Here is a 22713-nt window from a genome sequence, read left to right on the forward strand (position 1 = left end):
TCGCATGCAGGACGAACGTACGGTCGATCCTCCCACAGCGGGGGCCGGGGGCAACGCGCCGTAGGATGCCGTGAGCAGCATGGGCCACTGGTGGGATCGGGAGCAGAAGCACATCGTGAGCAGCGAGAACGCAGACGCCGTACAGGAGCACGAAGAGTCGTCCGTGTGGGATGTCGTCGTAGTCGGGGGCGGACCGGCCGGAGCCTCCGCGGCATACGCGGCGGCAGTGGCCGGCCGACGGGTGCTGCTCCTCGAGAAGGCGGAGCTTCCCAGGTACAAGACATGTGGCGGCGGCATCATCGGGTTTTCGCGGGATTCACTGCCGCCCGGGTTCGAACTGCCCTTGCGGGACCGGATCCACGCGATCACCTTCTCGCTCAACGGCAGGCTGGCGCGGACCCGCCGGTCCAAGCGGATGCTCTTCGGGCTCATCAACCGCCCCGAGTTCGACGCGGGTCTGGTCGAGGAGGCGCAGAAGGCGGGCGCCGAACTCCGCACCGGCGCGACGGTGACGAGGGTCGAGCAGCACGGCGCCTCGGTGCCCGACCGGCGCACGGTCGCCGTGGTGCTGTCCGGCGGTGAGACGGTCCTGGCCCGCGCGGTCGTCGGTGCCGACGGAAGCGCGGGGCGGATAGGAGCCCATGTCGGGGTGAAGCTCGACCAGGTGGACCTCGGACTGGAGGCGGAGATCCCGGTTCCGGCCACGGTCGCGGAGGACTGGGCGGGGCGGGTGCTGATCGACTGGGGCCCCTTGCCCGGCAGTTACGGCTGGGTGTTCCCCAAGGGCGATGTCCTGACCGTCGGTGTGATCTCGGCGCGGGGCGACGGAGCGGGGACCAAGCGGTACCTGGAGGACTTCATCGCCCGGCTCGGCCTCGCCGGTTTCGAGCCGAAGATCTCCTCCGGGCATCTGACGCGCTGCCGCAGCGACGACTCGCCGCTGTCACGTGGGCGGGTGCTGGTGTGCGGCGACGCGGCGGGGCTGCTGGAGCCGTGGACCCGCGAAGGGATTTCCTTCGCGCTGCGGTCGGGGCGGCTCGCCGGTGAGTGGGCGGTCCGGATCGCGGAGTCGCACGACGCGGTGGACGCCCGGCGCCAGGCGTTGAACTACGCGTTCGCCATCAAGGCGGGTCTCGGTGTCGAGATGGGTGTCGGACGCCGCATGCTGAAGCTGTTCGAGCGCCGCCCCGGGGTGCTGCACGCGGTGCTGACCGGATTCCGCCCGGCCTGGAACGCGTTCGCCGGGATCACCCGCGGAACGACCTCGCTCGGTGAACTGGTCCGTACGCATCCACTGGCACAGCGGGCCCTGTCCGCGATGGACCGCTAGGGCCTGTCCGGCGGATCATGGCCGGGGGCGTGACCGCTGACCGGGTCGCCGGGCGACTCTGCCCGGCGCCCGGTGCCGGGGAGAGGGGCCGGCCGCACGGTCAGCTCTCCTCGGTGATCCGGAAGACGGGGTGGTCCGGGCAGGCGGCCAGCAGTTCGGCGTCCGAGGACTTCGCGGTGATGCCCTTGAAGTACTCGTTGACCTCCCAGCCCCACCGCTCCAGGTAGGTGCGGATGACCAGCGCCTTCTGCTCGTCGTCCGCGATCTCCACGGCCGTGAAAGTACGGATCTTCCGGCCCACCCGCAGCTCGCCCCCGCCGGCGACGCGCATGTTGCGCACCCACTGGGAGTGGCCTCGGGCGGAGATGAGGTACTGCGCGCCCTCGTGGGTGTGAGGGTTCACGGGTACCCGCTGCATTTGCCCGCTCTTGCGGCCGCGCACCGACATCTCGGCCGAGCCGAAGAGGCTGACGCCATGGCGGGCGAGCCGGCCGACGATGCTGTTCATCCGGACGCTGAAGGCGTTGCCCTGAAGGTAGTACGGCTGAGACATGGTGACTCCCCAAGATTTTGAGAGCGGTGCTCTCGCTTGAGATCAGTGTGCACGGGATTGGTGCTCAAAATCAAGAGCACTGCTCTCATTGTTGGTCGGTGCTCTGTGTTCGTGGCAGACTGATGACCATGAGCACTGTCCGAGGAGCCAGGGAACGGGCCCGCATCGAGGTCACCGCCGCGATCAAGGACGAGGCGAAGAAGCAGCTCGCGGCCGAGGGCGCCGCGAAGCTGTCGCTGCGCGCCGTCGCACGAGAGCTCGGTATGGCGTCCTCCGCCCTCTACCGCTACTTCCCCAGCCGCGACGAGCTGCTCACCGCCCTGATCGTCGACGCGTACGACTCCGTGGGCGAGACCGCGGAGGCAGCCCATCGGACCGCCCGCGACCAGGCCGCCACCCATCTCGCCCGCTGGATCGCGGTCACCCGGGCCGTGCGTGACTGGGCGCTGGCCCACCCTCATGAGTACGCCCTGATCTACGGCTCTCCCGTGCCCGGCTACACCGCACCGCAGGCGACGATCGGCCCCGCCTCCCGCGTCGGCCTCGTGCTGATCGCCGTGGTCGCGGACGCCTACCGCACGGACGGCCTGGCGCTGTCACCGCTCGCCGACGATCTGCGCGGCGAGGCCGGACGGATGGTCACGGAGTTGGCCCCCGACCTTCCCCCGGAGGCCGCAGCTCCGTTGATCGCCGCCTGGTCACAGCTGTTCGGGCTGATCTCCTTCGAGATCTTCGGTCAGTTCAACCGGGTGGTGGAGGCCAGGGAGATCTTTTTCCGGGAAGCCGTCACCGAACTGGCCCGCACGGTCGGCCTGCTCCGTGACGGGAATGGTGGAGGGAATGGCGGTGGAAACGGGTAACTGGAAGTCCGAGCCGGGCACCGGCACGACAGCCCGCAGTTCCAACTGGTGCTCGAGAAAGTTCGGGTCCCCCGCACCAGTCAGGGCCGGCCTCGCACCAGACCTGACAGGGGCCGCGCCGACAAGGCCTGCGGCTCCCGCGCCAACCGCTCCTACCTACGGAGACGCCGGATCGGCTGGACCATCCCCGAGGAGGCCGAGCAGGTCCGCAACCGCAAGAAGCGCGGCTCCCACGGCGGGCGACCACCGAAGTTCGCCAAAAACGACTGCCAACAGCGCCATGCCGTGGAGTGCGGCAACAATCGACCGCCACCGGGCGGTGGCCCCGCGATACGACAAACTCGCCGTCCGCTACGAAGCCACCGTGCTGGTCGCGGCCATCAATGAGTGGCTGTGACCAGCACTTTCGCAACAGACCCTACTAGTACTCCAGCTGTAGATCGCGATCTTCATGCTTGAGTGGGTTGTCGCTGGTAGTGGCTGGTCTGTGATCGGGCCTGGTGGCGGCGTCGCCAATGGGACCAAACGAGCCGGTGGGCTTTGTCGTGCACGAGCCGGACGACGAGCGTGTTGAACAGGTGCTGGATTTCGTTGCAGGTGAGCGGTGTCAGCTCGTCCGGGCCGGGGTGGCGGACGTGTTCACCGGCGCGGACGACGGCGAGGAAGGCGTGGGCGAGCATCGCGAGGGTGACCCAGCGGTGCCAGGACGTCCAGCGTCTGACCTGGTGTTCGTCCAGTCCGGCCAGGCCCTTGCCGGACTGGAAGGTCTCCTCGACCGTCCATCTGCGTCCGGCGACCTGCACCAGGGCGGACAGCGGCACCTGGGTGGCTGAGTAGCAGCGGTAGAAGGCGAGTTCGCCGGTGCGCCGGTTGCGGCGGACCAGCAGCTGGTGGTGGCCGGGCTGGTCGTCGGTGATGTCGGCCAGGGCCCAGTCGTAGAAGCGGTGGCCTTTGGCTCCGGTGCCGGCGGAGAGTTTCTGCCAGGCCCGCCCCGGTAGCCTCTTGACCAGAGTGTCGGCGCGGAGCTCGCCCGCGCGGGTGGTGATCTGGTGGTCACGGGCGACGGCGAGGACGTAGCCAACCTGCCGTTTCTCCAGTGCGGTCCGCAGGTGCGGGTTGCCTCCGTAGACCTCGTCGCCGGCTGCCCAGGACGCGGGGACGCCGGCGTCCAGGGCGCGGCCGATCATGCGGGCAGCGAGTGCGGGCTTGGTGGCAAAGCCGACGGTGTCGGGGATCCCGGCGGCCCGGCAGCGGACCGCCGCGGTGTCGTGCAGGTGCTCGACGACGAAGCCGCGGATGTCGTCGCGGACCGCATCGGCGTCCCACTTGGCCCGCGACAGCAGGTGCTGCAGGCCGTGCGGGTTCGCGTCCCCGGCGTGCTCGGCGAGCGTCCAGCAGTTCTTGCGCGGCAGCTCCGACAGCAGCCCGAGCACGAACGCCCGCGCCCGGCGCCGTGGTTCCACCCGGGCAAACCGCCCCGCGATACGGCCCATCAGGACCTCGAACGTCTCCTGCCAGCGGGCAGGATCTACGCTGTGACCTGCGGCCACCGTCTGATCTTCTGTCTTTACACACCGATGATCAACGGTGGCCGCATCCGTTCCCGGACCAGCCCACAAGCGCGATCATTAGCAGCGAGCGGCATGCTTCCCGGCCCAGCCGGTGGCGGTCACAACCTCGCGCGCGATGTCCACGACAGGCCGTCCGTCTGTCACCACCCGCACGGTCCCCACGCAGGCCCGCTGGTCCAGAAGCCGTGCCTTACGGACACCGCCTTCCAGCTCCTGCTCCAGCTCCGAGCCGAGTTCCCGGCCGACCAGCCGCTCGCCGGCGGTGACGTCGGAAGCGGTGAGCAAGACCCGCGTGATACGCACCTTCGCCCCCATGGCACGCTCGAACATGCCGGTCGCCTCAGGTAGCACACTCGCGGTGTTCGTGTAGATCAGACGGCAGTAGCCGAGCCGGGTGAAGTTCTCCCACACGGCCGTCAGATTCCTCTCCGTGATCTCCGAACGGTGCGGGTCCCCCTCTGGTGCCGGATGCACCTGCCCCATGAAGTCACCATCGATGACCGCATGGGAGACCGCCACGGCGCGCAGCAACGCCGAAACCTCCCACCCCACCGTCGTCTTGCCGACACCGGCCCGCCCCCCGATGAGCAGTACTTCCGCGTGATCCATGGAAGCAGCCTGCCAGTTGACGACCGCCTCAGGCGATCCGATATCGATCCATCCCCATGACCACATCCCCGACCAGTGAGCCGAAGCTCAGTAGTTGTCACCGGCAGAGCCGGATGACGTGGCGAATGAGACCGAGCGGAGCAGCGTGGTTGTCACCGACGAGGCACGCGGCTTGTCACAACTGCTCATTCAGCAGCCCTTCTGCCACCAGTCCCGCGACCAGCGGCTGGAGGGGTGCGCAGCCGTAGACGTTCTCCCTGAGGCCCGAACATGATCAGGTACTCGACCGGTCCGTCGGATCCGGCGTTCGCGACTCCGTGGGGGATGCGGGTGTCGAACTCGAGGACGTCCCCGGCAGTCAGGACGAGGTCCTGGCTGCCCAGTGCGAGCCGCAACCGCCCGTACAGGACGCACAGCCACTCGAAGCCCTCGTGGGATACCTGCCGGGGCCGTCCAGGCGGCTCCGCGACGGCAGGCAGGACATGCTTGTGGGCGTGCAGGCCGCCGACGTACCGGGTCAGCGGCAACACCGCCTTCTCGTCGCCGAAGCTGTGCGGCGCCGTGCTGCGGAGCTCGGCCGCAGGGGCGGGTGCGGTGCCGACCAGTTCGTCCAGGGCGACTCCGTATTCCTTCGCCAGCTGCAGCACCACCTCCAGGGTGGGCTTGCGCCGGCGGGTCTCGATCCGCGACAGCGTACTGGGCGAGATGCCGGTCGCGCGGCTGACATCGGCGAGTGTGACGCCACGGCGCTCGCGCACGACCCGTAGCCGGGGCCCCATCGCCGCCAGCGTCTGGGCCACGTCGTCACCTGTCACCGTCCCCGTTCCTTCCCGCCGTGCCGCTTCACCGCCTGTCCTGCAAGCTTGCCAGAATGGCAACGCTGATCGCGCCGAGTGGCCGCCGCGCCGCATGATCGATGGGTACCCGTCGGACGCCCGCGAACCGAGGAGAAGTCCCCCATGAAGTCTGAGCCGACCGCCGCACTTCGCCACCGCACCGTCGAGGCCCCTGCTGGGCGCCTGCATCTGGCGGAGCAGGGCACCGGCCCGCTGATCCTGCTCGTGCACGGCTTTCCCGAGTCCTGGTACTCCTGGCGCCGCCAACTCCCGGCCCTCGCCGCGGCCGGATACCGGGCAGTGGCGATCGACGTACGTGGCTACGGCCGCTCCTCCAAGCCCGCCGCGACCGACGCCTACCGAATGCTCGACCTGGTGAAGGACAACGTCGCCGTCGTGCACGCCCTCGGCGAGGAAAGCGCGGTGATCGTCGGCCACGACTGGGGCTCCAACATCGCCGCCGCCTCCGCCTTGCTCCACCCCGAAGTCTTCCGCGCGGTCGGCTTGCTGAGCGTCCCGTACGCGCCGCCCGGCGGCCCCCGCCCCACCGACATCTTCGGCCAGATCGGCGGCCCCGAGCAGGAGTTCTACGTCTCCTACTTCCAGGAGCCCGGCCGCGCCGAGGCGGAGATCGAGCCCGACGTCCGGGGCTGGCTCGCAGGCTTCTACGCGGCCCTGTCCGCCGACACCATGCCAGCCGAGGGCGAGCCCGATCCGCACTTCGTCGCCCTGGGCTGTCAGCTGCGCGACCGTTTCCCCGTCGGCCCGCTCCCGGCCTGGTTGAGCGAGGAGGACCTCGACGTCTACGCCGGGGAGTTCGAGCGCACCGGCCTGACCGGCGCCCTCAACCGCTACCGCAACATGGACCGCGACTGGGAAGACCTCGCCCCCCACCGCGGAGCCCCGATCAAGCAGCCCGCCTTGTTCGTCGGCGGCGCACTGGACGCCTCCACCACCTGGATGGCCGAAGCCATCGACGCCTACCCCACCGCCCTCCCCGCCCTGTCTTCCTCCCACCTCCTCGATGGCTGCGGCCACTGGATCCAGCAGGAACGCCCTGACGAGGTCAACAGCCTGCTGACCGACTGGCTTGCCACGATTCAGGGCTGAACCAGGCGGGCTACCTGGGCAGCTTGGCGGGGCGTTTCGGGTGGGCCGCGCCGAGGTGGCGCATGCCGTTGTGCATCGGTGATGCCGAACCGTCGCACCGCACGTACTACGCCGGTGACAACAAGCGTGCCTATGTGACAACTACCGTGCGTCGACTCAACCAGCAAGATCGCGATCTACAGCTGGAGTACTAGTCCGATTTACTGATCGATCGGCCTGTCCCGGCTCGGCCGTCGGAGCCCGGGTGTGTCCCGCCGGGATCCGTCAGGAGGTGGCTGCCGGGTGCGGGTTGCCGAGGTACGGGAACTGGTCCAGGGTGTCGGTGTGCGGCGTCAGGCCGGTGGGCGGCGCCTCGCTCTTGGTGAGGAACGCGACGCGGATGTCGATGACGTCTTCCGTGAATGTCCGGCCATTCGGGTACGCGGCAGGCTTGGACGGGTCGAAGTGCAGCACGTCCGGCAGGAGGCCGTGCTCGTCGAGCGCGGTGATCGCCTCCTCACGCGAGTAGCCGCCGGTGTGGCCCAACAGGTGGACGAACTGGTCCGTCCACCTGGCCCGGTCGTTGACCGGCTCGCTGGCGTTGTACTCCTCCTTTGTGTCGTCGGTGTTGAAGAAGCTGCTCATTGACGGGTGCCCGGCCCGGTCCGCGTGGACGAGTTCGCCGTCGCGCAGGACGCTGCACCGGCCCCAGATGTGCAGCTCGGGCTTGGGAGCCAGCTCCGCTGTCGGCAGTTCGATGGCCATGGAGAAGACGTTGGCCGTGCTGTTGGAGTCGACGCCGGTCCACGGGGACTTTCCGCCCAGATGCGGCGCGGTGAAATTCCGGTTGCCGCTGGTGTCGAACAGATTCCCGATTCCGTCGAAGTCGAAGAAAAAGGCATCACTGCGGCTACCGGCGGCCACCTTGTAGTCGCCGCTGCTGACCACGTTGGCGTGGGGGCCGAAGGAGACGGCGGCGTCTGAAACGATCTTGGTGCCGACCGCCTCGGGCCTGCGGGACTCCGCACCGGTTGCCATGAAGACGCTGTAGGTCTGCGAGCCGTCGGATGCCGGCGGGCTGAAGACCCAGCTGAAGGCGCCGTCGGTCAGGTAATCGCCGTCGTTGTCAATGTTCAGGCGGTATACGGCGTCGGGGTGCATGGCATCTGCGTTGGGATTGGCATTGAGGATGAGAACGGTTCTGCTCGGATCGCCGGGTACACCGAAGGCATATAGGTCGCACAGATCGAGACGCTGGTCGCCGAGTGGTGGCCCAAGGCTGAGGCCGGTGAAGTGGTTGGACATGTCAGGCCCTTCCGTTGCTCGCCCGTCGGAAACCGCTAGAACGCTGGAACGGTCGTTCTGGGGCGCGTGAGGTACACCCACACCTGGGCGGTGCATCCACGCTAGCCGTCACAGCAGTCCGACCATCGAGGGCGAAGGCACGGCCGTCAAACAACGCTCGAATGGGTCACCGGCAGGCGTCTGCCCTGTAGTTCGCGGCACGCGCTGACTGATCTTCCGCGCGCAGCCGCGACCGTGCGTCCCCAACGTCGAGTCACGCATCCAGTTGTGCGCGGATGAGTGTGTCGAGTCGCTGCCATGCCGGGGACGAGGCGTTGACCGTGCCCTGGATGAGGGCGGGGATATCGGAGGCTGCATCCAGCTCGGGCGGTTCGTCGGGTCCGTAGCGTTCCCGGGTCGCCTTGGCGATCCGGCGGGCGAGGCCGTCGATGCGGGGATCGTCGGCGTCGAGGTCATGCGCGTGGTCGTAGTCGAGGAAGAGCTGCCGTAGCGCCGGGTCGGCCAGGGTCTCGGCCTGGTCGTGAAACAGGGTGATCGCGCGGTCTGGATGGGTGGCGAAGACGAGGATCCACAGGTCGCGTTGCAGGTCCACCCAACGAGGGGTGAATCCCCAGCGGGCCAGGTGCTCCAGATGGGCACCGACCTCGGTGGGCAGCGGTGCCAGCTGCCCGGCGGCGAGCCGGCGCAGGCGCCCCTGCGTTGCCCGCAGACCGTGAATGCGGTCGGTGAGCTCGTCGTCGATCTTGCGCAGCGCCTGCTGGAACTCGTCGTTGGTTGCTGATGTGAGGTCCCGGATACGGGCCAGGGGGACGCCTGCTTCGGCGAGCGTCCGGATCTTGATCAGGCCGATGGCGTCGTTCGCGCCGTACCGCCGGTAGCCGGACGCATCGCGGTCGGGCTCGGGGAGCAGCCTCTTGTCGTGATAGACGCGGATGGTCTTGATCGACACGCCGACGTACCTGGCCAGCTGCCCGATGGTGATCACCCGGCCATCGTCCCACTTGACCCTTCCCCTGGGGCAAGGTTGCAGCATGGTGTCATGACGAACACGAATTTCGATCGGGAGACCCTGCGCGAGCTGGCCGACGAGGGCAACGAGACCGCTTTGGACCGGCTGGCCGACCTCGCCGACGCAGCCGGCGATCTCGGGGAGCTGAGCGAGCTGTTGGACGAGGGATCCATGCGTGCTGGGTTTCTGCTCACTCGACGCGCGGCCTCGACCGGCGACTTGCGCGAGCTGCAACGGATCGCCGACGCCGGGTACGACGAGGCCGGAGGCGAGCTGAACCGACTGCTGAAGGCACCGGCCGACAGGCATCGGGATTGAGGATCCGACCAGCCGCAGCGGCCGTCCAGGCCGCGCGGCCACCGAATTCGGGCCGCGGCCGGTGCTTGACCGTCCTGAACGACCCTCCCGGGATTGACCGTTGCTCTCCTTGCCTGCTGCCACCGCCTGCCCGGTCATCCTGACCGCCTCCGACCGGCGCCAGCTGAAGAAGGCGGCCTACGGCCACAGGACCGAGCGCCAGGCCCGGATACGCGCGCAAATCGTGCTGCACGCGGCCCGCGGACACTCCACGCCCGTATCGCCGCCGAGACCCGCCTGCACGTGGATACGGGTGCGGACATCGCGGGGCCGGTTCGCCCACGGCGGTTTGCCGGTGCACGCCTCCTGGTTGAACCAGGTAGAGATCTTCTTTTCCGTCGTGCAGCGCAAGGTCGTCCCGCCGAACGACTTCACAGACCTGGCCCAGGTCGGGGACCGGTTCCGAGCATTCGAGGACCGCTACAACGCCACGGCACAGCCGTTCCAGCGGAGGTTCACCACCTCCGACCTGGACGATCTACCGGCCCGGCCCGGCCCGACCGACATACGTCCGTCGGCCGACAAGAAGAATCCTCCGGCGCCCTGGCAGCTTGATCAACCCCCGAAGGATTTCCAGCGCCGACCACTTAGCCTCGATCCGCCGACGTGGTCTGGAAGTGATCTTCTGACGGGCTTCTGAGCCGGTTTTGGGTCGACCGATGGGCATGGGCGTGCTGCATCCGCTGGTCTGCCCAGCTTTTCCACGGTTTTGGTTCCGGTCGGGCCCTGGCGGGCGGGGTGGGCAGAGACTGTCAGGCGGGTTCGGGTGGGCGGTGGACGGTGTCGAACAGGTGCGTCCAGGCTTTTTGCCAGGGCCAGTTGTGCGGTAGGTGCAGGGTGACGCGCCGTGCGGAGCGGGCGATCCGGGCCGGGACCTGGACCAGGTGGGCGCGGAGGGTGGCGGTGGTGGCCTTGGCGTGGAAGGCGGAGGTCAGTGCCCCGGCGGCCCGCAGCAGGTTGTAGGCCATCGCCCACTGGATCAGCCAGGCGGCATTGGCGTGGAAGTGTCCCGACGGCAGGTGGGCCAGGGCGGAGGCTTTGCTGTCGGCGATGACCTGCTCGACGACGGCGTGGTGGCGGTGCTCCCGCTCGGCCTCGAGCGTCGGCGCGGGGGTGTCGGTGAAGAACGGGTGGTGGCGCCAGACCGGGAACAACTCGCCCTGCTCGCCGACGACGGCGGGTTTGGCCAGGTCACGGACCCGGCGCACGATCAGCCGGGCCGTGACCCGCTCGCCTTTCTTGCGGCTGGCGAAGGCGGTGTAGGCGGGCATCTCGGCAACCTCGGCGTCCGAGATGAGCTCGCCGGTCTCAGGGTCGGGCACCGCGGTCGGGTAGGTGATCTGCTGCCACGCGGTGTCGGGGATGCTGTGGATGGCTCGTTCGATGGAGGGGTTCATCCCGGTGGTGAGGGAGAAGCGGGCGCCGGACCGGCGGCAGGCGGCGATGACACCGGCGTTGTAGAACTGCGAGTCCGCGCGCAAGATGCGCATGCCGGTGCAGCCGGCCTCGACGGCGGTGGCCAGCGCCTCGCTGACGAATTTCGGGGCGCCCCGGGAGTCGGCTGCTTTGCCGCGGCGCATCCGCACGGTGGCGATCACCGGGCGGGAGGTGGGGGTGCAGATCGTGGAGAGCAGAGGGTGCAGGGTGCGGATGCCCTTGAACCGGCCGTACTCGCCACCCTGCTTGGTGCGGCCGTAGACGCGTTTGTGGGTGGAGTCGACGTCGATGAACGCCTTCTCGCCGGAGCCGGGCAGCAACGGGGTGTGCGCGGCCAGTTCGCCGAGGAACCTGCGGTGTACCGCGTGCAGTTGGAGGGCGTGACCGTGGGTGAAGGAGCGGAGGAAGGTGCCCAGGGTGGACGGGGCACGGACCCCTTCGAACACGGCCGACATCGCACCGTGGCGCAGAACGTCGAGGTCGTCGATGCTGTCCGCCCCTGCGGCCATGCCGCCCACGATGCCGGTGACCTTGGCGTCCGCCGAGGCACCCGCGCCGTTCTTCGTCCCGGTCAGCCTCACCTTCTCCCTCACCAGCCGGGGCAGACCGCACCGCTCGGCCAGCCGCATCACCGGAACCAGCCCGGCATGCGCGATCAGGTTCGCGTCATCGAAGGCAGCGGAGACCGCCGCCCGCGTGTGGGAAACTTGCATCTCGGAAGTGCCTTGCTGATTGTGCGTGATGGAGCCTGAAGAACTCCCATCATCGCAGGTCACAAGGCACTTCTTCGTTTTCCGAGACGTTATCCACAAGGCACGGGTCGGTGGATCGAGGCTTAGCTTGCGATTTTAGGACGCGAAGATCGTTTAGGTTGGGGTTCTGCTGTTCGCCGGACATGGGAACGGCCTTCGGGTGACGCTGGGTTCTCGCCAGAGATCCAGCTGCACCAGAAGGCCGTGATGGACAGTCTGCAAGACAGCCCTGCCCGCGTCGAGGCGTTGTCCGAGTTATCCAGGTTCCGTGCGGGTCTCCATGCCTGCTTCACCCGCCGCGGGGATGCCCTGTTCGAGTTGGCGGACGCGATGCTGTGCGCGCAGGGCCCGGTGCGATCACCGGTAGAGCTGTCCTTGGAGCCGGAGTTCCGCCGACGACACGGCTCTGTCTACGACGCCCTGGCCCATGGCCAGATAAGCAGTAGCCGCTTGCGGCACCTGCTGATCGGCCTGTCGGCCCCGGCCAGGGCAGGCGAGCCGCTGATGTTCGCGATCGACACCACTCCGCACGCGCGCCCCGACGCCGAGTACGCCGACGAGCGGACGATGGTGCAGGTCCGCGGCAAGGGAGGGGATCGCTGGCTGCCCGGCTGGCCCTACAGCCTGCTCGTCGGCATCCAGTGGGGGTCCTCCTCCTGGGTCGACCCCATCGAGGCACGCCGACTGCGGCCCGGCGAGGAGCACACCGACGTCACGATCGACCAGATCACCGGGCTGCTCAAAGACCTGACCGCGACCGGGAAGTGGCAGCCCGGCGACCCGCCGCCGCTGGTCCTGCTCGACGCTGGGAACTACGCAACCGACCTCACCCACGCCCTGGCCGGCCATGACGTGCAACTGCTGGTCCGGCTGCGCGCCACCCGGGTCTTCTACCTCGACCCCCCGCCCCGGCGACCGGGCCAGATGGGCGCGCCGCCGCGCCACGGCGCGGAGTTCTCCTGTTCCGACCCCGCCAAACGACACGCCCCCGACTTCGAACGCACCGTGGAGTCCGAGCTGTACGGCACCGTGACCGTCCGCGCCTGGAGCGGACTGCACCAAAAACTCGGCAGCACCGGCCGCTGGGCCAACTGGCCGCGGGACAAGCAGTTGCCGATCGTGCGCGGCACGGTCCTGCAAGTGGTCGTCGACCACCTGCCCGACGGCCGCAAGCCACCCAAGGACCTGTGGCTGTGGCACGCCGGCCCCGTTCCGGCCGACCCGGACCTGCTCTGGAAGGCCTACCTGCGGCGCTTCGACCAGGAGCACTTCCACCGCTTCGCCAAGTCCTATCTCGGGCTGGCCAGCGCGCACCTGAGCTCGGCGGCAGCCACCGACCGGTGGGTGTCCCTGGCCATGGGCGCCTACGCCCAACTACGCCTCGCCCGCCACCTCGTGGACGACCTGCGCCGCCCCTGGCACCCAAGACCGGACCCGGGTAAGTCCCTCAGCCCCTACAAGGTCCGCCTCGGCTTCCGCCGACTCCGCGCACGCATCGGCACACCCGCCGACTCGCCGAAACCCACCCGCCCCGGCCCAGGCCGCCCGAAAGGCTCGAAGAACCGCCCGAAATCCAAGCGACCGCCCTACCGCAAGAGCGAACGGACCACCAGTAAACACACAGAGTGACGACAGAAGCTAAAATCGCAAGCTGAGGTGCGGCGAGCGGGGTGTTGTCGGCGCGTGAGGGTGTCCGTATTCGGCGAGCCGTGGCAATCGGACTGACCGTTACGCCTTGATTTCTCGGAGTCGACGCCGGACCGGGCTGGCTGGGCGCCGTCGCCGCGATCAGCCCCATCACCTACGTCGTCGACGCCGCCCGCGCCCTGTTCACCGGAGACTTCCTCAACACCTCGGTGCTCCACGGGCTCACCGCCACCACGTCGATCGCCACCATCGGGCTGATCCTGTCCACCCGCGCCATGAAGCGCGGCATCTGAGATCGGACCATGGAATCCCGGGCCGGGACCGGCGTCACCGACGTCCGGCCCTCCTGCAGCCGGCAGCCCCCTTCGCCCGTGGCCCGGCCCCGTACGACGTACTCCCCACGGAGTACGGGTGATCACCACGCCCGGCTGACGCCTTTGCCGGGGCCCGCGGTCTAGCGTGGCCGATATGGAAGAGCAGCGCTCACACGGAAGCAGCGGCGGTCCTCCCTGGGCACACGGCGAGCCGCCGCGGTGGCTGACCGGGGAGCCGGGACGCTCCGCCTCCCGGCTGCCCTGGCCGTCGACGATTCTGCTCGGCGCCGTCGTCATGATCGGGTCGACCATCGCGGCCCGGGGGCAGATGGACGAGCGGGCCCCGCTGGACGTCTTCGCGCGACTGCTGCTCTTCCTGGCCGTCGCCGTGCTCCTGCTGCGCCACCGCCACCCCGTGGTGGCCGCCTTCGGCAGCTCGGCCGCGGCGATGATCTATCTGGTGGCCGGCTATCCGTACGGGCCGGTCTTCCTGGCCGTCGCCGTCGGCTGCTTCAGCGCGATCGTCTCCGGACACCGGCGGGCCGCCTGGTCGGCCGTGGGCATGGTGTGGCTGGGACACGTCCTGGTGGCGCACTGGCTCTACCGGTGGCTGCCGCCGTCCGACGACCACGCCGCCCCCTGGGGACAGGAACTGGGCATCGCCGCCTGGGTGGTGGCCATCGTCGCCGCCGCCGAGTTCGTTCGCGTACGCCGTGAGCAGTGGGCGGACCGACGGGCGGAACGGGAGGCCGCGGAGCAGCGCCGGGCCGACGAGGAACGGCTGCGGATGGCGCGCGAACTCCATGATGTCCTGGCCCACAGCATCTCCGTCATCAACGTCCAGTCGAGCGTGGGTCTCGCGCTGCTGGACTCCGACCCCGAGCAGGCGCGCGTGGCCCTCACCACCATCAAGGCCGCCAGCAAGGAGGCGCTGGGCGAGGTCCGTCAGGTCCTTGACACCCTGCGCACCCCGGGAGACGCCCCCCGGGCCCCGGCCCCCGGACTCGACCGGCTCCCCGAACTCGTCGAGCAGGCGGCCGGCACCGGACTGACCGTCACCGTCGAGACCGACGGCGAACGGCCATCGGTACCGCCCGGCGCGGATCTCGCCGCCTTCCGCATCGTGCAGGAGGCACTGACGAACGTGGTCCGGCACTCCGGATCGCGTACCGCGCAGGTCCGCATCGTCTACGGGCCCGGCCGCATCCGGCTCCGGATCGATGACGAAGGACCCGCCACCGGCGGCGACGCCGGAGGCAGCGGCAACGGGCTGGCGGGGATGCGGGAGCGGGCCGCCGGGCTGGGTGGCACGATCGAGGCGGGCCCCCGGGCCGACGGCGGCTTCCGGGTGCGGGCCGAACTTCCGCTGCCGTCCGGCACGGCGGCGCACGAGGAGGAGACACCGTGATCCGCGTACTGCTCGCCGACGACCAGTCCCTGGTCCGGGCGGGCTTCCGGGCCCTGTTGGACGCCCAGCCCGACATCGAGGTGGCGGGGGAGGCCGCCGACGGCGCGGAAGCCGTGCGCATGGTGGGCGGACTGAGGCCCGACATCGTGCTGATGGACATCCGGATGCCGCATCTCGACGGCCTCGCCGCGACCCGTGCCATCACCGGGGATGCCTGCCTGAACGACGTCAAGGTGGTCATGCTCACCACCTTCGAACTCGACGAGTACGTCTTCGAGGCGATCCGGTCCGGAGCCTCCGGCTTTCTCGTCAAGGACACCGAACCGGAGGAACTGCTGCGCGCCGTACGCGCCGTGGTGGGCGGCGACGCCCTGCTCTCGCCGGGGGTCACCCGCCGCCTGATCGCCGAGTTCGCGGCCCGTTCCAAGGAACCCGCGACGGCGACGGGGCTGAGCGGACTCACCGAACGGGAAAGGGAGGTGATGGCGCTCGTCGGCATAGGGCTCTCCAACGACGAGATCGCCCGACGGCTGGTCGTCAGCCCGCTCACCGCCAAGACTCATGTCAGCCGCACCATGGTGAAGCTGGGTGCCCGCGACCGGGCCCAACTCGTCGTGCTCGCCTACGAGTCGGGGCTGGTGCGGCCGGGCTGGCTCGGCTGATCCGGGCGGGGACAGGTGCGGTGTCCGGCCGAGATGCTTGGCCGCCGGCCCGACACCGCGCCTGTCCCCCTCGCCCGGTTGTCAGTCCCGCGGCGACACCTTCTGCGCGCCGGCCGTCTCCCTCGCCCCGGTCTCGGCCGCACGGTCCATCTCGGCCGCACGGTCCATCTCGGACGACGCGACCAGCACGGTGTGCTGAACCGGTCGGCGGCGCCGCAGGCCGGTGAGCGTGACCAGCAGTCCGGCGAACGCCACCGCGGTCACCACGACCAGGCCGGGCCGGTAGCTGTCCAGGACCGCCTGACGTGATCCGTCGCCGCTGCCGTGCGCCGTGATCACCGCGGTCACCACCGCCAGGAAGATCGCTCCGCCGACCTGGATCGAGGTGTTCAGCAGGCCCGAGACCATGCCCTGCTCGTCGTCGTCGACCCCGTTGGTCGCCTGGATGTTGAGCGAGGGGAAGGTCAGCGCGCAGGCCGCGCCGAGCAGCAGCATGGACGGCAGGATCACCACGGCGTACGACGGGGTGAGGGTGATCCGCAGGAAGAGCGCGTAGCCGACGACGAGGAATGTGAAGCCGGCCGCGATGACACGCGGTGTCCCGAACCGGTCCACCACATCACCGATCTTCGTCGAGGACAGGGCGACCAGCACGCCCGCGGGCAGGAAGGCCAGCGCGGTCTCCAGCGCGGACCAGCCCAGCAGCGACTGCATGTACTGGGTGACGAGGAACTGGAAGCCCACGTAACTGCCGAAGAAGGCCGCGGCGCCCAACTGCGCCCTGACCTGGCTCCCGGAGCGCAGCACCGTCAGGCGGATCAGCGGGTTCGCGGTGCGCCGCTCGATCGTGACGAAGACGGTGAGCAGGACGGCGACGGCGAGGAACGACAGCAGAGTGCGGGCGGAGGTCCAGCCGGCCTCGGGTGCCTGTACGACCGTGAAGACCAGCAGCAGCATGGCGGCCGTGCCGGTGACGGCGCCCGGCAGGTCGTAGCCGCGGTGGGTGTCCTCGCGCTCGCTGTGCGGGATCAGCTTGAGGCCCGCGATCAGGGCGATCAGGGCGATCGGGGCGGGCAGCAGCATCGTCCACCGCCAGGACAGCTGGGTGAGCAGGCCCGAGAGGACCAGGCCCATGGAGAAGCCGGTGGCCGCGCAGGTGGTGTAGATGGAGAGGGCGCGATTGCGCTGCGGGCCCTCCTTGAACGTGGTGGTGATGATCGAGAGCCCGGCCGGTGCGGTGAAGGCGGCGCTCAGGCCCTTGATGAAACGACTGGCGATCAGCAGCGGTCCGGAGTCGACGAATCCGCCGAGCAACGAGGCGAGGGCGAAGACACCGAGCGCGACGAGGAATACCTGGCGCCTGCCCAGCAGATCGGCCGCCCGGCCGCCGAGAAGCAGCAGTCCGCCGTAGCCGAGGATGTAGCCGCTGACGATCCACTGGAGGGTCGACGTGGTCAGTCCGAGATCGTCGGCGATGGAGGGCAGCGCGACGCCGACCATGGAGACGTCGAGGGCGTCCAGGAACATCGCGGCGCAGAGCACGAGGAGAGTGCCCCACAGGCGCGGGCTCCAACGCTCGTGGGAATCGGGGACGTTGAGCGGAGTGGTCATGAGGAGCACGGTACATGCACATGCATTGAATGCACGTGCATTTAATTCCGATGCAACAATCTGCCTCATCTCTGCTAACGTGCGGTTATGGCAGCGGACAAGTCCGAGCGGATGCTCGTCGACGAGTGGCGGGACATCCTCGCGCTGCACGCCAGGACGCTCTGTGAGCTCGACCGCGAGCTGCACCGACACGGCCTCGGCGCCAGCGATTTCGAGGTGCTCGACGTCCTGGCGGAGGGCGCGCCCGAGGACGGCGGCTCCGCCTATCGCGTGCAGGAGCTGGCTTCCCGGGTCCATCTCAGCCAGAGCGCGTTGTCCCGTCTGGTCGCGCGGCTGGAGAAGGACGACCTCGTGCGCCGGGGGATGTGCAGCGAGGACCGGCGGGGCGTCCGGGTGGAGCTGACGGCGAAGGGCCGGGCGCGCCATGCCGAGGTGAAGCCGTTGCAGAGGTCGGTGCTCGCCCGGATGCTGAACGGGCCGGGGGGCTGACCGCGGCGTCGGAGCGGGCCGGGGGACCGGGTGTCGGGCACCGGCTCGCCCCGGCCGGTCGTCAGGACCAGGTGATCCCGGATTTCTCGCACCAGGTCCGGGCGGGCTCCGGGTCGCCCGTCACGGTGACCGCCGTGAGCGGCAGCCGGTTCCAGAGCGTCAGGTGGAGCTTCTCGGCCGACCCGCTCAACTCGCAGTCGACGGACCCCTCTTCGGGAGCCCCGTCCGCCCGTACGGCCTGCGGCGGTTCCGGCGAGAGCCGTACGGTCCAGACGGCGCCGGTGTCCGTGGCACGTACCCGGAGGGAGCGCGGCGCCGGGGTGCGTACCCGGCTCTTCGGGCGGGCGTGCATTCCGCGCAGCAGCTCGTCGATCCCGTCCACCGCGTGAGCGGCCGGGACCGTTGACAGCGGACCGCCGCGGGCCGACTCCGCGTCCACCCGGTGGATCGTGGTCTCGTGCGCCTGCCGCCGGGCCCAGAAGGCCAGGGGCGACGGCGCGGGCAGGAAGGACCAGCACTCCAGCCCGGCCGGTGCGGTGTCCAGTGCGTCCACCAGGAGGCCGTGGCCCTCGCGGAACCAGTCGAGCAGTTCCGGCCCGTCCAGATCCGGTTCCCCGCCGTCGGGGTGGTACGAGGTGTGGCCCTCGACCACGAACGTGGTCGCCCAGCGGTGCACCATCCCGATGTGCCGCAGCAGATCGCGCACCCGCCAGTCCGGACACGTCGGCACCTGCGCCCCGGTCCCCGCCTCCTGCGCGGCGGTCGCCAGCAACTGTCCCTCGGTGGCCAGGGACTTGATGTGGTCCGTGATCTCCATGGCTTCGATTGTGCCAGTGGTACGGGCCTCCCGGCGCGGTGGGTTCGGCCGCTCACGCGTGGGTCGCGTTGCGTGCTCCGTACCCCAGTGCCGCGGCGGCGGTGGCCAGCAGCGCCACCGTGGTGAGGGCCACCGGGAGCGAGGACCAGTCGGTCAGGAAGCCGATCGCGGGTGGCCCGAGCAGCATGCCGCCGTAGCCGAGCGTCGACGCGGCGGCCACTCCGCCGGGTCCGGCCAGCTCACCGGCCCGGCCGACCGCGACCGGAAAGATATTGGCCAGGCCGAGGCCGGTGACCGCGAAGCCGAGGAGGGCCGCCCACGTGGTGGGAGCCAGCGAGCCGAGCAGCATCCCGGCTGCCGCCGTCGCACCGCCCATGACGAGGGTGCGGGTCTGGCCGAGCCGTTCGAGCAGGGCCGTGCCGCTGAGCCGGCCCGCCGTCATGGCCAGTGCGAACAAGGAGTAGCCGGCGGCGGCGACGCCCGGGTGGGCGTGCAGGTCCTGTTCCAGGTGGAGGGCGCCCCAGTCGGCCAGCGCGCCTTCGCCGTAGGCGGTGCAGAGCGCGATCACGCCGAACAGGAGCACCAGCCGGCGGGCCCTGCCGCTCAGCCGCCGCGGCGCCTCGGAGCCGTTGGCCCCGACCGGGGGCCGGGGTGCCGGGTGGCGCAGCAGCACCGGCCCCACCGCCGCGGTGACCAGGAGTCCGACCCCGGTGAGGACGAAGAGGTGGGTGGCGGGGGAGAGGCCGCCCGCGACCAGCCCGCCGAGTCCGGCGCCGACCATTCCGCCGAGGCTGAAAGCGGCGTGGAAGCCGGGCATCACGGGACGCCTCAGGGCGGCGACCAGATCGACCGCGGCGCTGTTCATCGCCACGTTCAGCCCGCCGTACGCGGCACCGAAGACCAGCAGTACCAGGCCGAGCGCGAGCGCCGAACGCGTCTGCGCGGGCAGGGCGATGGCGAGGGAGAACAGGACGCCGCAGACCACGGTCACCAGGTGACTGCCGAAGCGCCGGCACAGCCGGCCGGTGAACATCATGGTCACCACGGCCCCGGCCGAGACTCCGAGCAGGGCCAGGCCCAGAGTGGCGGCCGAGGCACCGGTCTGGTGCTTGATGGCCGGGATGCGGACCACCCAGCCGGCGAAGAGGAAACCGTCGAGGGCGAAGAACACGGTCAGGGCGGTACGGAGGCGGGCCGACGGAGATGCGGCGGTGTTTCCGCCAGGTCCCCCCGGTAGGGCCGTCCGCAGTTTGTTTAGTTGCGGCACAAACTCAGCATAGGGGCGCCTCGACAGCGCGCGCAAGACGGTTGCCAGGGGCGCGACCGCGCCACCGGGGCGTCGGACGCACCTGCGGACCATGGGAGACTCGCCCCCATGAACGGCAAGGTGTCCACCACCCGGACAAAGTTGGAGAGGGGCCGCAGCGCGCTCGGACCCGCGCTGGAACTGGTCCACACCGGACGCGCGCCCACCCGCGCCGTCCTCACCTCCGAGCTCGGCGTCACCCGTGCGACGGCCGGTGCGGTCGCCGCGGAACTGGAGGCACTCGGCCTGATCCGGGTCGACTCCCGGCCCGGTTCCGCCGCCGGCTCGCAGGGCCGCCCCTCGCACCGGCTCTCGGTCCGGGAGTCCGGACCTGTCGCCATCGCCGCTCAGGTGCACGCCGACGGATTCCGGGCGGCGCTCGTCGGGCTGGGCGGGCGGCTCGTGGCCACCGCTCCCGGCTGTGTCACCGTCACGGCGGATCCGGCGCAGGTCATCGGTGAAGTGGTCGACGACTGCGCCCGGTTGCTGCGGGACAGCGGACTGCGCTGCGTCGGCGCGGGCCTCGCGGTGCCGTCGGCGGTCGCCGAACCGGAGGGCACCGCGCTCAACCCGCTGCACATCGCCTGGCCGGCCGGCGCCCCGGTGAGCGAGATCTTCGCCGACTGCGTACGCGAAGCGGGCATCCCCGGACCCGCGTTCACCGGGAACGACGTCAACCTCGCCGCGCTCGCCGAGCACCGGCACGGCGCGGGCCGCGGCGCCCAGCACCTGCTCTGTGTGGCCACCGGCCACCGGGGAGTGGGCGGCGCCCTGGTCCTCGACGGCCGCCTGCACACCGGGAGTTCGGGACTCGCGCTGGAGGTGGGCCATCTCACCGTGAACCCCGAGGGGCGCCCCTGCCACTGTGGCGGGCGCGGCTGCCTGGACGTCGAGACCGACCCGCTGGCCTTCCTCGTCGCCGCCCGACGCGAACCCGGCCCGGAGGAGTCGCTGCTCAAGCAGGCCGGCGATCTGCTGCGCACGGAGTACGAGGACGCGGCGGTACGGGGCGCGGCCGAGGAGCTGATCGACCGGCTCGGCCTCGGGCTCGCCGGTCTGGTGAACATCCTCAACCCGGACCGCATCATCCTCGGCGGACTGCACCGCGCCCTGCTCGACGCGGACCCGGAGCGGCTGCGCGCGGTGGTCGCCGACCGCAGCCTGTGGGGACGGAGCGGCAGCGTGCCCATCCTGCCGTGCACGCTCGACCACAACAGCCTGGTGGGCGCGGCGGAGTTGGCCTGGCAGCCGGTACTGGACGATCCGCTGGCCGCCCTGGCCTGACGGGGACTCAGGGCGGTCGTACATGCCCCGGCATTCGGCGTCGTACGGCTCCGAAGCCGTCCGTGCCGCCGCGCGCTGCACGCCGACGTCCGGGGTGCCGGGTTCCGGATCTCGATCCCCTTGCGCGCGATGCGGTGGGCGATGCCACGCTCGCGGTCGATGGCTTGTGGACTTCCGGGGCTCAGGCACAGGGGCAGCAGTGCGGCAGGCGTCCGCTGTCTCCCCGCGGCGGGTTCTGCAGTCGCGGCGCCGAAGGATTGCGGTGATCCTGGCAGAGGAGCGTGGCCGGCTTCGCACGGGCAGTGTGCGTCGGTGACCGCGCTGTACAGAAAGGCGACGGCCATGACATCGATGCCGGACAGGACACGGCCGAGGCACGGGGGGCCCGACAGCGAAAAGGTCAACGGCGCGTCCCTGTTCGCCGGGGCTGCGCTGATGCTCAGCGGGCCACTCAGCATTCTGATGGGCGCCTCCGGCATCGCAGAGGACACCCTGTTCGCCGCCTCGTCCCACTACGCCTACCGGTTCGGCCTGACCTCGTGGGGCGTGATTCACCTCGTGGTCGGAGTGGCGCTCGTTATCGCCGGCCTGGGAGTCCTGACAAACAAGAGCTGGGGCCGCGGGGCCGGCGCAGCAGCCGCAGGGATCAGCCTGATCACCCAGTTCATGTTCGTTCCGTACTACCCGGCGTGGGCCATTCCCATGATGGCACTCGACCTCATGATCGTGTTTGCGCTGACAAGGTTCCATGTCGGAACCGGCGGCGGTCAGTGAATCCAGACAGGACCATGGTCGGTAGGAACCAAGCCTGAGTACCACCGCGAGCCCTCGTCGCACCTGCGGCGGGGCTCTTTCGTGTTCCAGGCGCCCGGACCCGCGCGTACAGGACGTCACCCCTGGGCGTGTACAGGGCGTCACCCCTGGCGCGCGATGGGCGGCGGGGCCGGTTCTCCTCGTGAGGTCGACAGCCGGCCCCTGTCGTCGCGACGATCGTCCCCGCCACCTCCTCGGCGACGATCGGGCGGGTGAACTCGCCCTGGTCCAGGCCCTCCTGAACGATCTCGGCGAGTCGGCCGCACGGCCGGTCGAGCGTCTCGTCGACCGGTGCCCGCAGCCCGTCACTGGCGACGACGTCCGGGTCCGTCGTGAGCCGGCCGATCGGCCGATCGGGCAGCCGGGCAGCCGGGCAGCCGGGCAGCCGGGCAGCCGCGCAGCACGTCGCGCTCGCGCAGGAGGTACGCGGAGATCCGCGCGTACGCCGTTCCCGGGCCTTCGAGCAGTCGGTCGGCCCGGTCGGCCGTCTCGCGCATCTGCGAGGCCGTACGGCGGATGGCCGCGAGCGCGAGATCGTGCCGACCCGCGACGTGGTGGTACACCCTGGGCGCCTGCGGGAGCAGCCGGGGGAGCGCCACGTACTCCCGAGGGGGTATGCGCACGGCCGCTGGCCGTACGACGACTCGGACCCCC

General features: G+C 70.1%; 22 protein-coding genes and 1 pseudogene. 11 read left to right on the top strand and 12 right to left on the bottom strand.

From position 1 onward, the window contains the following. Positions 1-115: 115 nt before the first annotated feature. Positions 116-1330: a geranylgeranyl reductase family protein gene (locus OG520_RS35580; protein ID WP_406015843.1), complete on the top strand. Its 1215-nt coding sequence runs from the start codon at positions 116-118 to the stop codon at positions 1328-1330. A 100-nt stretch (positions 1331-1430) separates the two neighbouring features. On the opposite strand, the gene OG520_RS35585 is transcribed toward OG520_RS35580, so the two are convergent. Then, positions 1431-1883: a nitroreductase/quinone reductase family protein gene (locus OG520_RS35585; protein WP_399337333.1), complete on the bottom strand. Its 453-nt coding sequence runs from the start codon at positions 1881-1883 to the stop codon at positions 1431-1433. Positions 1884-2011: 128 nt separating this feature from the next. Here OG520_RS35585 and OG520_RS35590 point away from each other — a divergent pair, with 128 nt between their 5' ends. Continuing rightward, a complete protein-coding gene (locus OG520_RS35590) occupies positions 2012-2743 on the top strand; it encodes a TetR/AcrR family transcriptional regulator (RefSeq protein ID WP_406015844.1) in 732 nt (243 codons plus the stop codon). Between the two features lie 449 nt (positions 2744-3192). Here OG520_RS35590 and OG520_RS35595 read toward each other — a convergent pair whose 3' ends face one another. The 3 genes from OG520_RS35595 to OG520_RS35605 all read right to left on the bottom strand — a co-directional run bounded on the left by OG520_RS35595 (position 3193) and on the right by OG520_RS35605 (position 5738). Continuing rightward, entirely contained in the window at positions 3193-4236 is a 1044-nt protein-coding gene (locus tag OG520_RS35595) for an IS701 family transposase (RefSeq protein WP_406016642.1), read from the bottom strand. 135 nt (positions 4237-4371) lie between these two features. Continuing rightward, positions 4372-4923, bottom strand: coding sequence for a hypothetical protein (locus OG520_RS35600; RefSeq protein ID WP_399338065.1), 552 nt, complete (start codon positions 4921-4923; stop codon positions 4372-4374). Between the two features lie 185 nt (positions 4924-5108). Continuing rightward, entirely contained in the window at positions 5109-5738 is a 630-nt protein-coding gene (locus OG520_RS35605) for a helix-turn-helix domain-containing protein (protein WP_406015845.1), read from the bottom strand. A 144-nt stretch (positions 5739-5882) separates the two neighbouring features. Between OG520_RS35605 and OG520_RS35610 the strand changes: the two genes are divergently transcribed. Further along, positions 5883-6869 (top strand): alpha/beta fold hydrolase, encoded by a 987-nt coding sequence (locus tag OG520_RS35610; RefSeq protein WP_406015846.1) that lies wholly within the window; start codon positions 5883-5885, stop codon positions 6867-6869. Between the two features lie 264 nt (positions 6870-7133). On the opposite strand, the gene OG520_RS35615 is transcribed toward OG520_RS35610, so the two are convergent. Together OG520_RS35615 and OG520_RS35620 are read right to left on the bottom strand one after the other, a co-directional pair. Continuing rightward, positions 7134-8153, bottom strand: coding sequence for a DUF4331 family protein (locus tag OG520_RS35615; protein ID WP_406015847.1), 1020 nt, complete (start codon positions 8151-8153; stop codon positions 7134-7136). A 253-nt stretch (positions 8154-8406) separates the two neighbouring features. Continuing rightward, entirely contained in the window at positions 8407-9138 is a 732-nt protein-coding gene (locus OG520_RS35620; protein WP_406015848.1) for a MerR family transcriptional regulator, read from the bottom strand. A 54-nt stretch (positions 9139-9192) separates the two neighbouring features. Between OG520_RS35620 and OG520_RS35625 the strand changes: the two genes are divergently transcribed. Together OG520_RS35625 and OG520_RS35630 are read left to right on the top strand one after the other, a co-directional pair. Then, positions 9193-9480, top strand: coding sequence for a hypothetical protein (locus OG520_RS35625; RefSeq protein WP_406015849.1), 288 nt, complete (start codon positions 9193-9195; stop codon positions 9478-9480). A gap of 349 nt (positions 9481-9829) precedes the next feature. Further along, positions 9830-10159 (top strand): hypothetical protein, encoded by a 330-nt coding sequence (locus tag OG520_RS35630; protein ID WP_406015850.1) that lies wholly within the window; start codon positions 9830-9832, stop codon positions 10157-10159. A 112-nt stretch (positions 10160-10271) separates the two neighbouring features. Here OG520_RS35630 and OG520_RS35635 read toward each other — a convergent pair whose 3' ends face one another. After that, a complete protein-coding gene (locus tag OG520_RS35635; RefSeq protein WP_406015851.1) occupies positions 10272-11669 on the bottom strand; it encodes an IS1380 family transposase in 1398 nt (465 codons plus the stop codon). Positions 11670-11915: 246 nt separating this feature from the next. Between OG520_RS35635 and OG520_RS35640 the strand changes: the two genes are divergently transcribed. After that, on the top strand, positions 11916-13337 hold the full coding sequence (locus OG520_RS35640) for a transposase (RefSeq protein WP_331748014.1): 1422 nt from the start codon (positions 11916-11918) through the stop codon (positions 13335-13337). Positions 13338-13509: 172 nt separating this feature from the next. Here the strand turns inward: OG520_RS35640 and OG520_RS35645 are convergent, their stop codons facing one another. Continuing rightward, a complete protein-coding gene (locus tag OG520_RS35645) occupies positions 13510-13659 on the bottom strand; it encodes a hypothetical protein (RefSeq protein ID WP_406015852.1) in 150 nt (49 codons plus the stop codon). 164 nt (positions 13660-13823) lie between these two features. Here OG520_RS35645 and OG520_RS35650 point away from each other — a divergent pair, with 164 nt between their 5' ends. Together OG520_RS35650 and OG520_RS35655 are read left to right on the top strand one after the other, a co-directional pair. Continuing rightward, positions 13824-15077, top strand: coding sequence for a sensor histidine kinase (locus OG520_RS35650; protein WP_406015853.1), 1254 nt, complete (start codon positions 13824-13826; stop codon positions 15075-15077). Next, entirely contained in the window at positions 15074-15739 is a 666-nt protein-coding gene (locus tag OG520_RS35655) for a response regulator (protein ID WP_399334023.1), read from the top strand. The genes OG520_RS35650 and OG520_RS35655 overlap by 4 nt, the downstream gene beginning before the upstream one ends. 81 nt (positions 15740-15820) lie before the next feature. Here the strand turns inward: OG520_RS35655 and OG520_RS35660 are convergent, their stop codons facing one another. Beyond that, positions 15821-17350, bottom strand: coding sequence for an MFS transporter (locus OG520_RS35660; RefSeq protein ID WP_406015854.1), 1530 nt, complete (start codon positions 17348-17350; stop codon positions 15821-15823). Positions 17351-17437: 87 nt separating this feature from the next. Here OG520_RS35660 and OG520_RS35665 point away from each other — a divergent pair, with 87 nt between their 5' ends. Continuing rightward, complete coding sequence (locus OG520_RS35665) at positions 17438-17839, top strand: MarR family winged helix-turn-helix transcriptional regulator (protein WP_266423315.1); 402 nt, start codon at positions 17438-17440, stop codon at positions 17837-17839. A gap of 61 nt (positions 17840-17900) precedes the next feature. Here the strand turns inward: OG520_RS35665 and OG520_RS35670 are convergent, their stop codons facing one another. Continuing rightward, the gene (locus tag OG520_RS35670; protein ID WP_406015855.1) at positions 17901-18656 is read right to left on the bottom strand and encodes a maleylpyruvate isomerase family mycothiol-dependent enzyme; all 756 of its coding nucleotides are present in this window, start codon (positions 18654-18656) and stop codon (positions 17901-17903) included. 52 nt (positions 18657-18708) lie between these two features. Next, positions 18709-19923, bottom strand: a complete 1215-nt coding sequence (locus OG520_RS35675) for an MFS transporter (RefSeq protein ID WP_406015856.1) — start codon at positions 19921-19923, stop codon at positions 18709-18711. Positions 19924-20031: 108 nt separating this feature from the next. Here OG520_RS35675 and OG520_RS35680 point away from each other — a divergent pair, with 108 nt between their 5' ends. Both OG520_RS35680 and OG520_RS35685 read left to right on the top strand, forming a co-directional pair. After that, the gene (locus tag OG520_RS35680) at positions 20032-21246 is read left to right on the top strand and encodes an ROK family protein (protein WP_072485212.1); all 1215 of its coding nucleotides are present in this window, start codon (positions 20032-20034) and stop codon (positions 21244-21246) included. A gap of 312 nt (positions 21247-21558) precedes the next feature. Then, on the top strand, positions 21559-22020 hold the full coding sequence (locus tag OG520_RS35685; protein ID WP_406015857.1) for a hypothetical protein: 462 nt from the start codon (positions 21559-21561) through the stop codon (positions 22018-22020). Positions 22021-22213: 193 nt separating this feature from the next. Here OG520_RS35685 and OG520_RS35690 read toward each other — a convergent pair. Beyond that, positions 22214-22682 (bottom strand): annotated as a pseudogene (locus OG520_RS35690) (hypothetical protein); the annotation flags it as partial. Between the last annotated feature and the right edge of the window lie 31 nt (positions 22683-22713).

Source organism: Streptomyces sp. NBC_00984 (genome assembly GCF_045162475.1).
Taxonomy (GTDB): domain Bacteria; phylum Actinomycetota; class Actinomycetes; order Streptomycetales; family Streptomycetaceae; genus Streptomyces.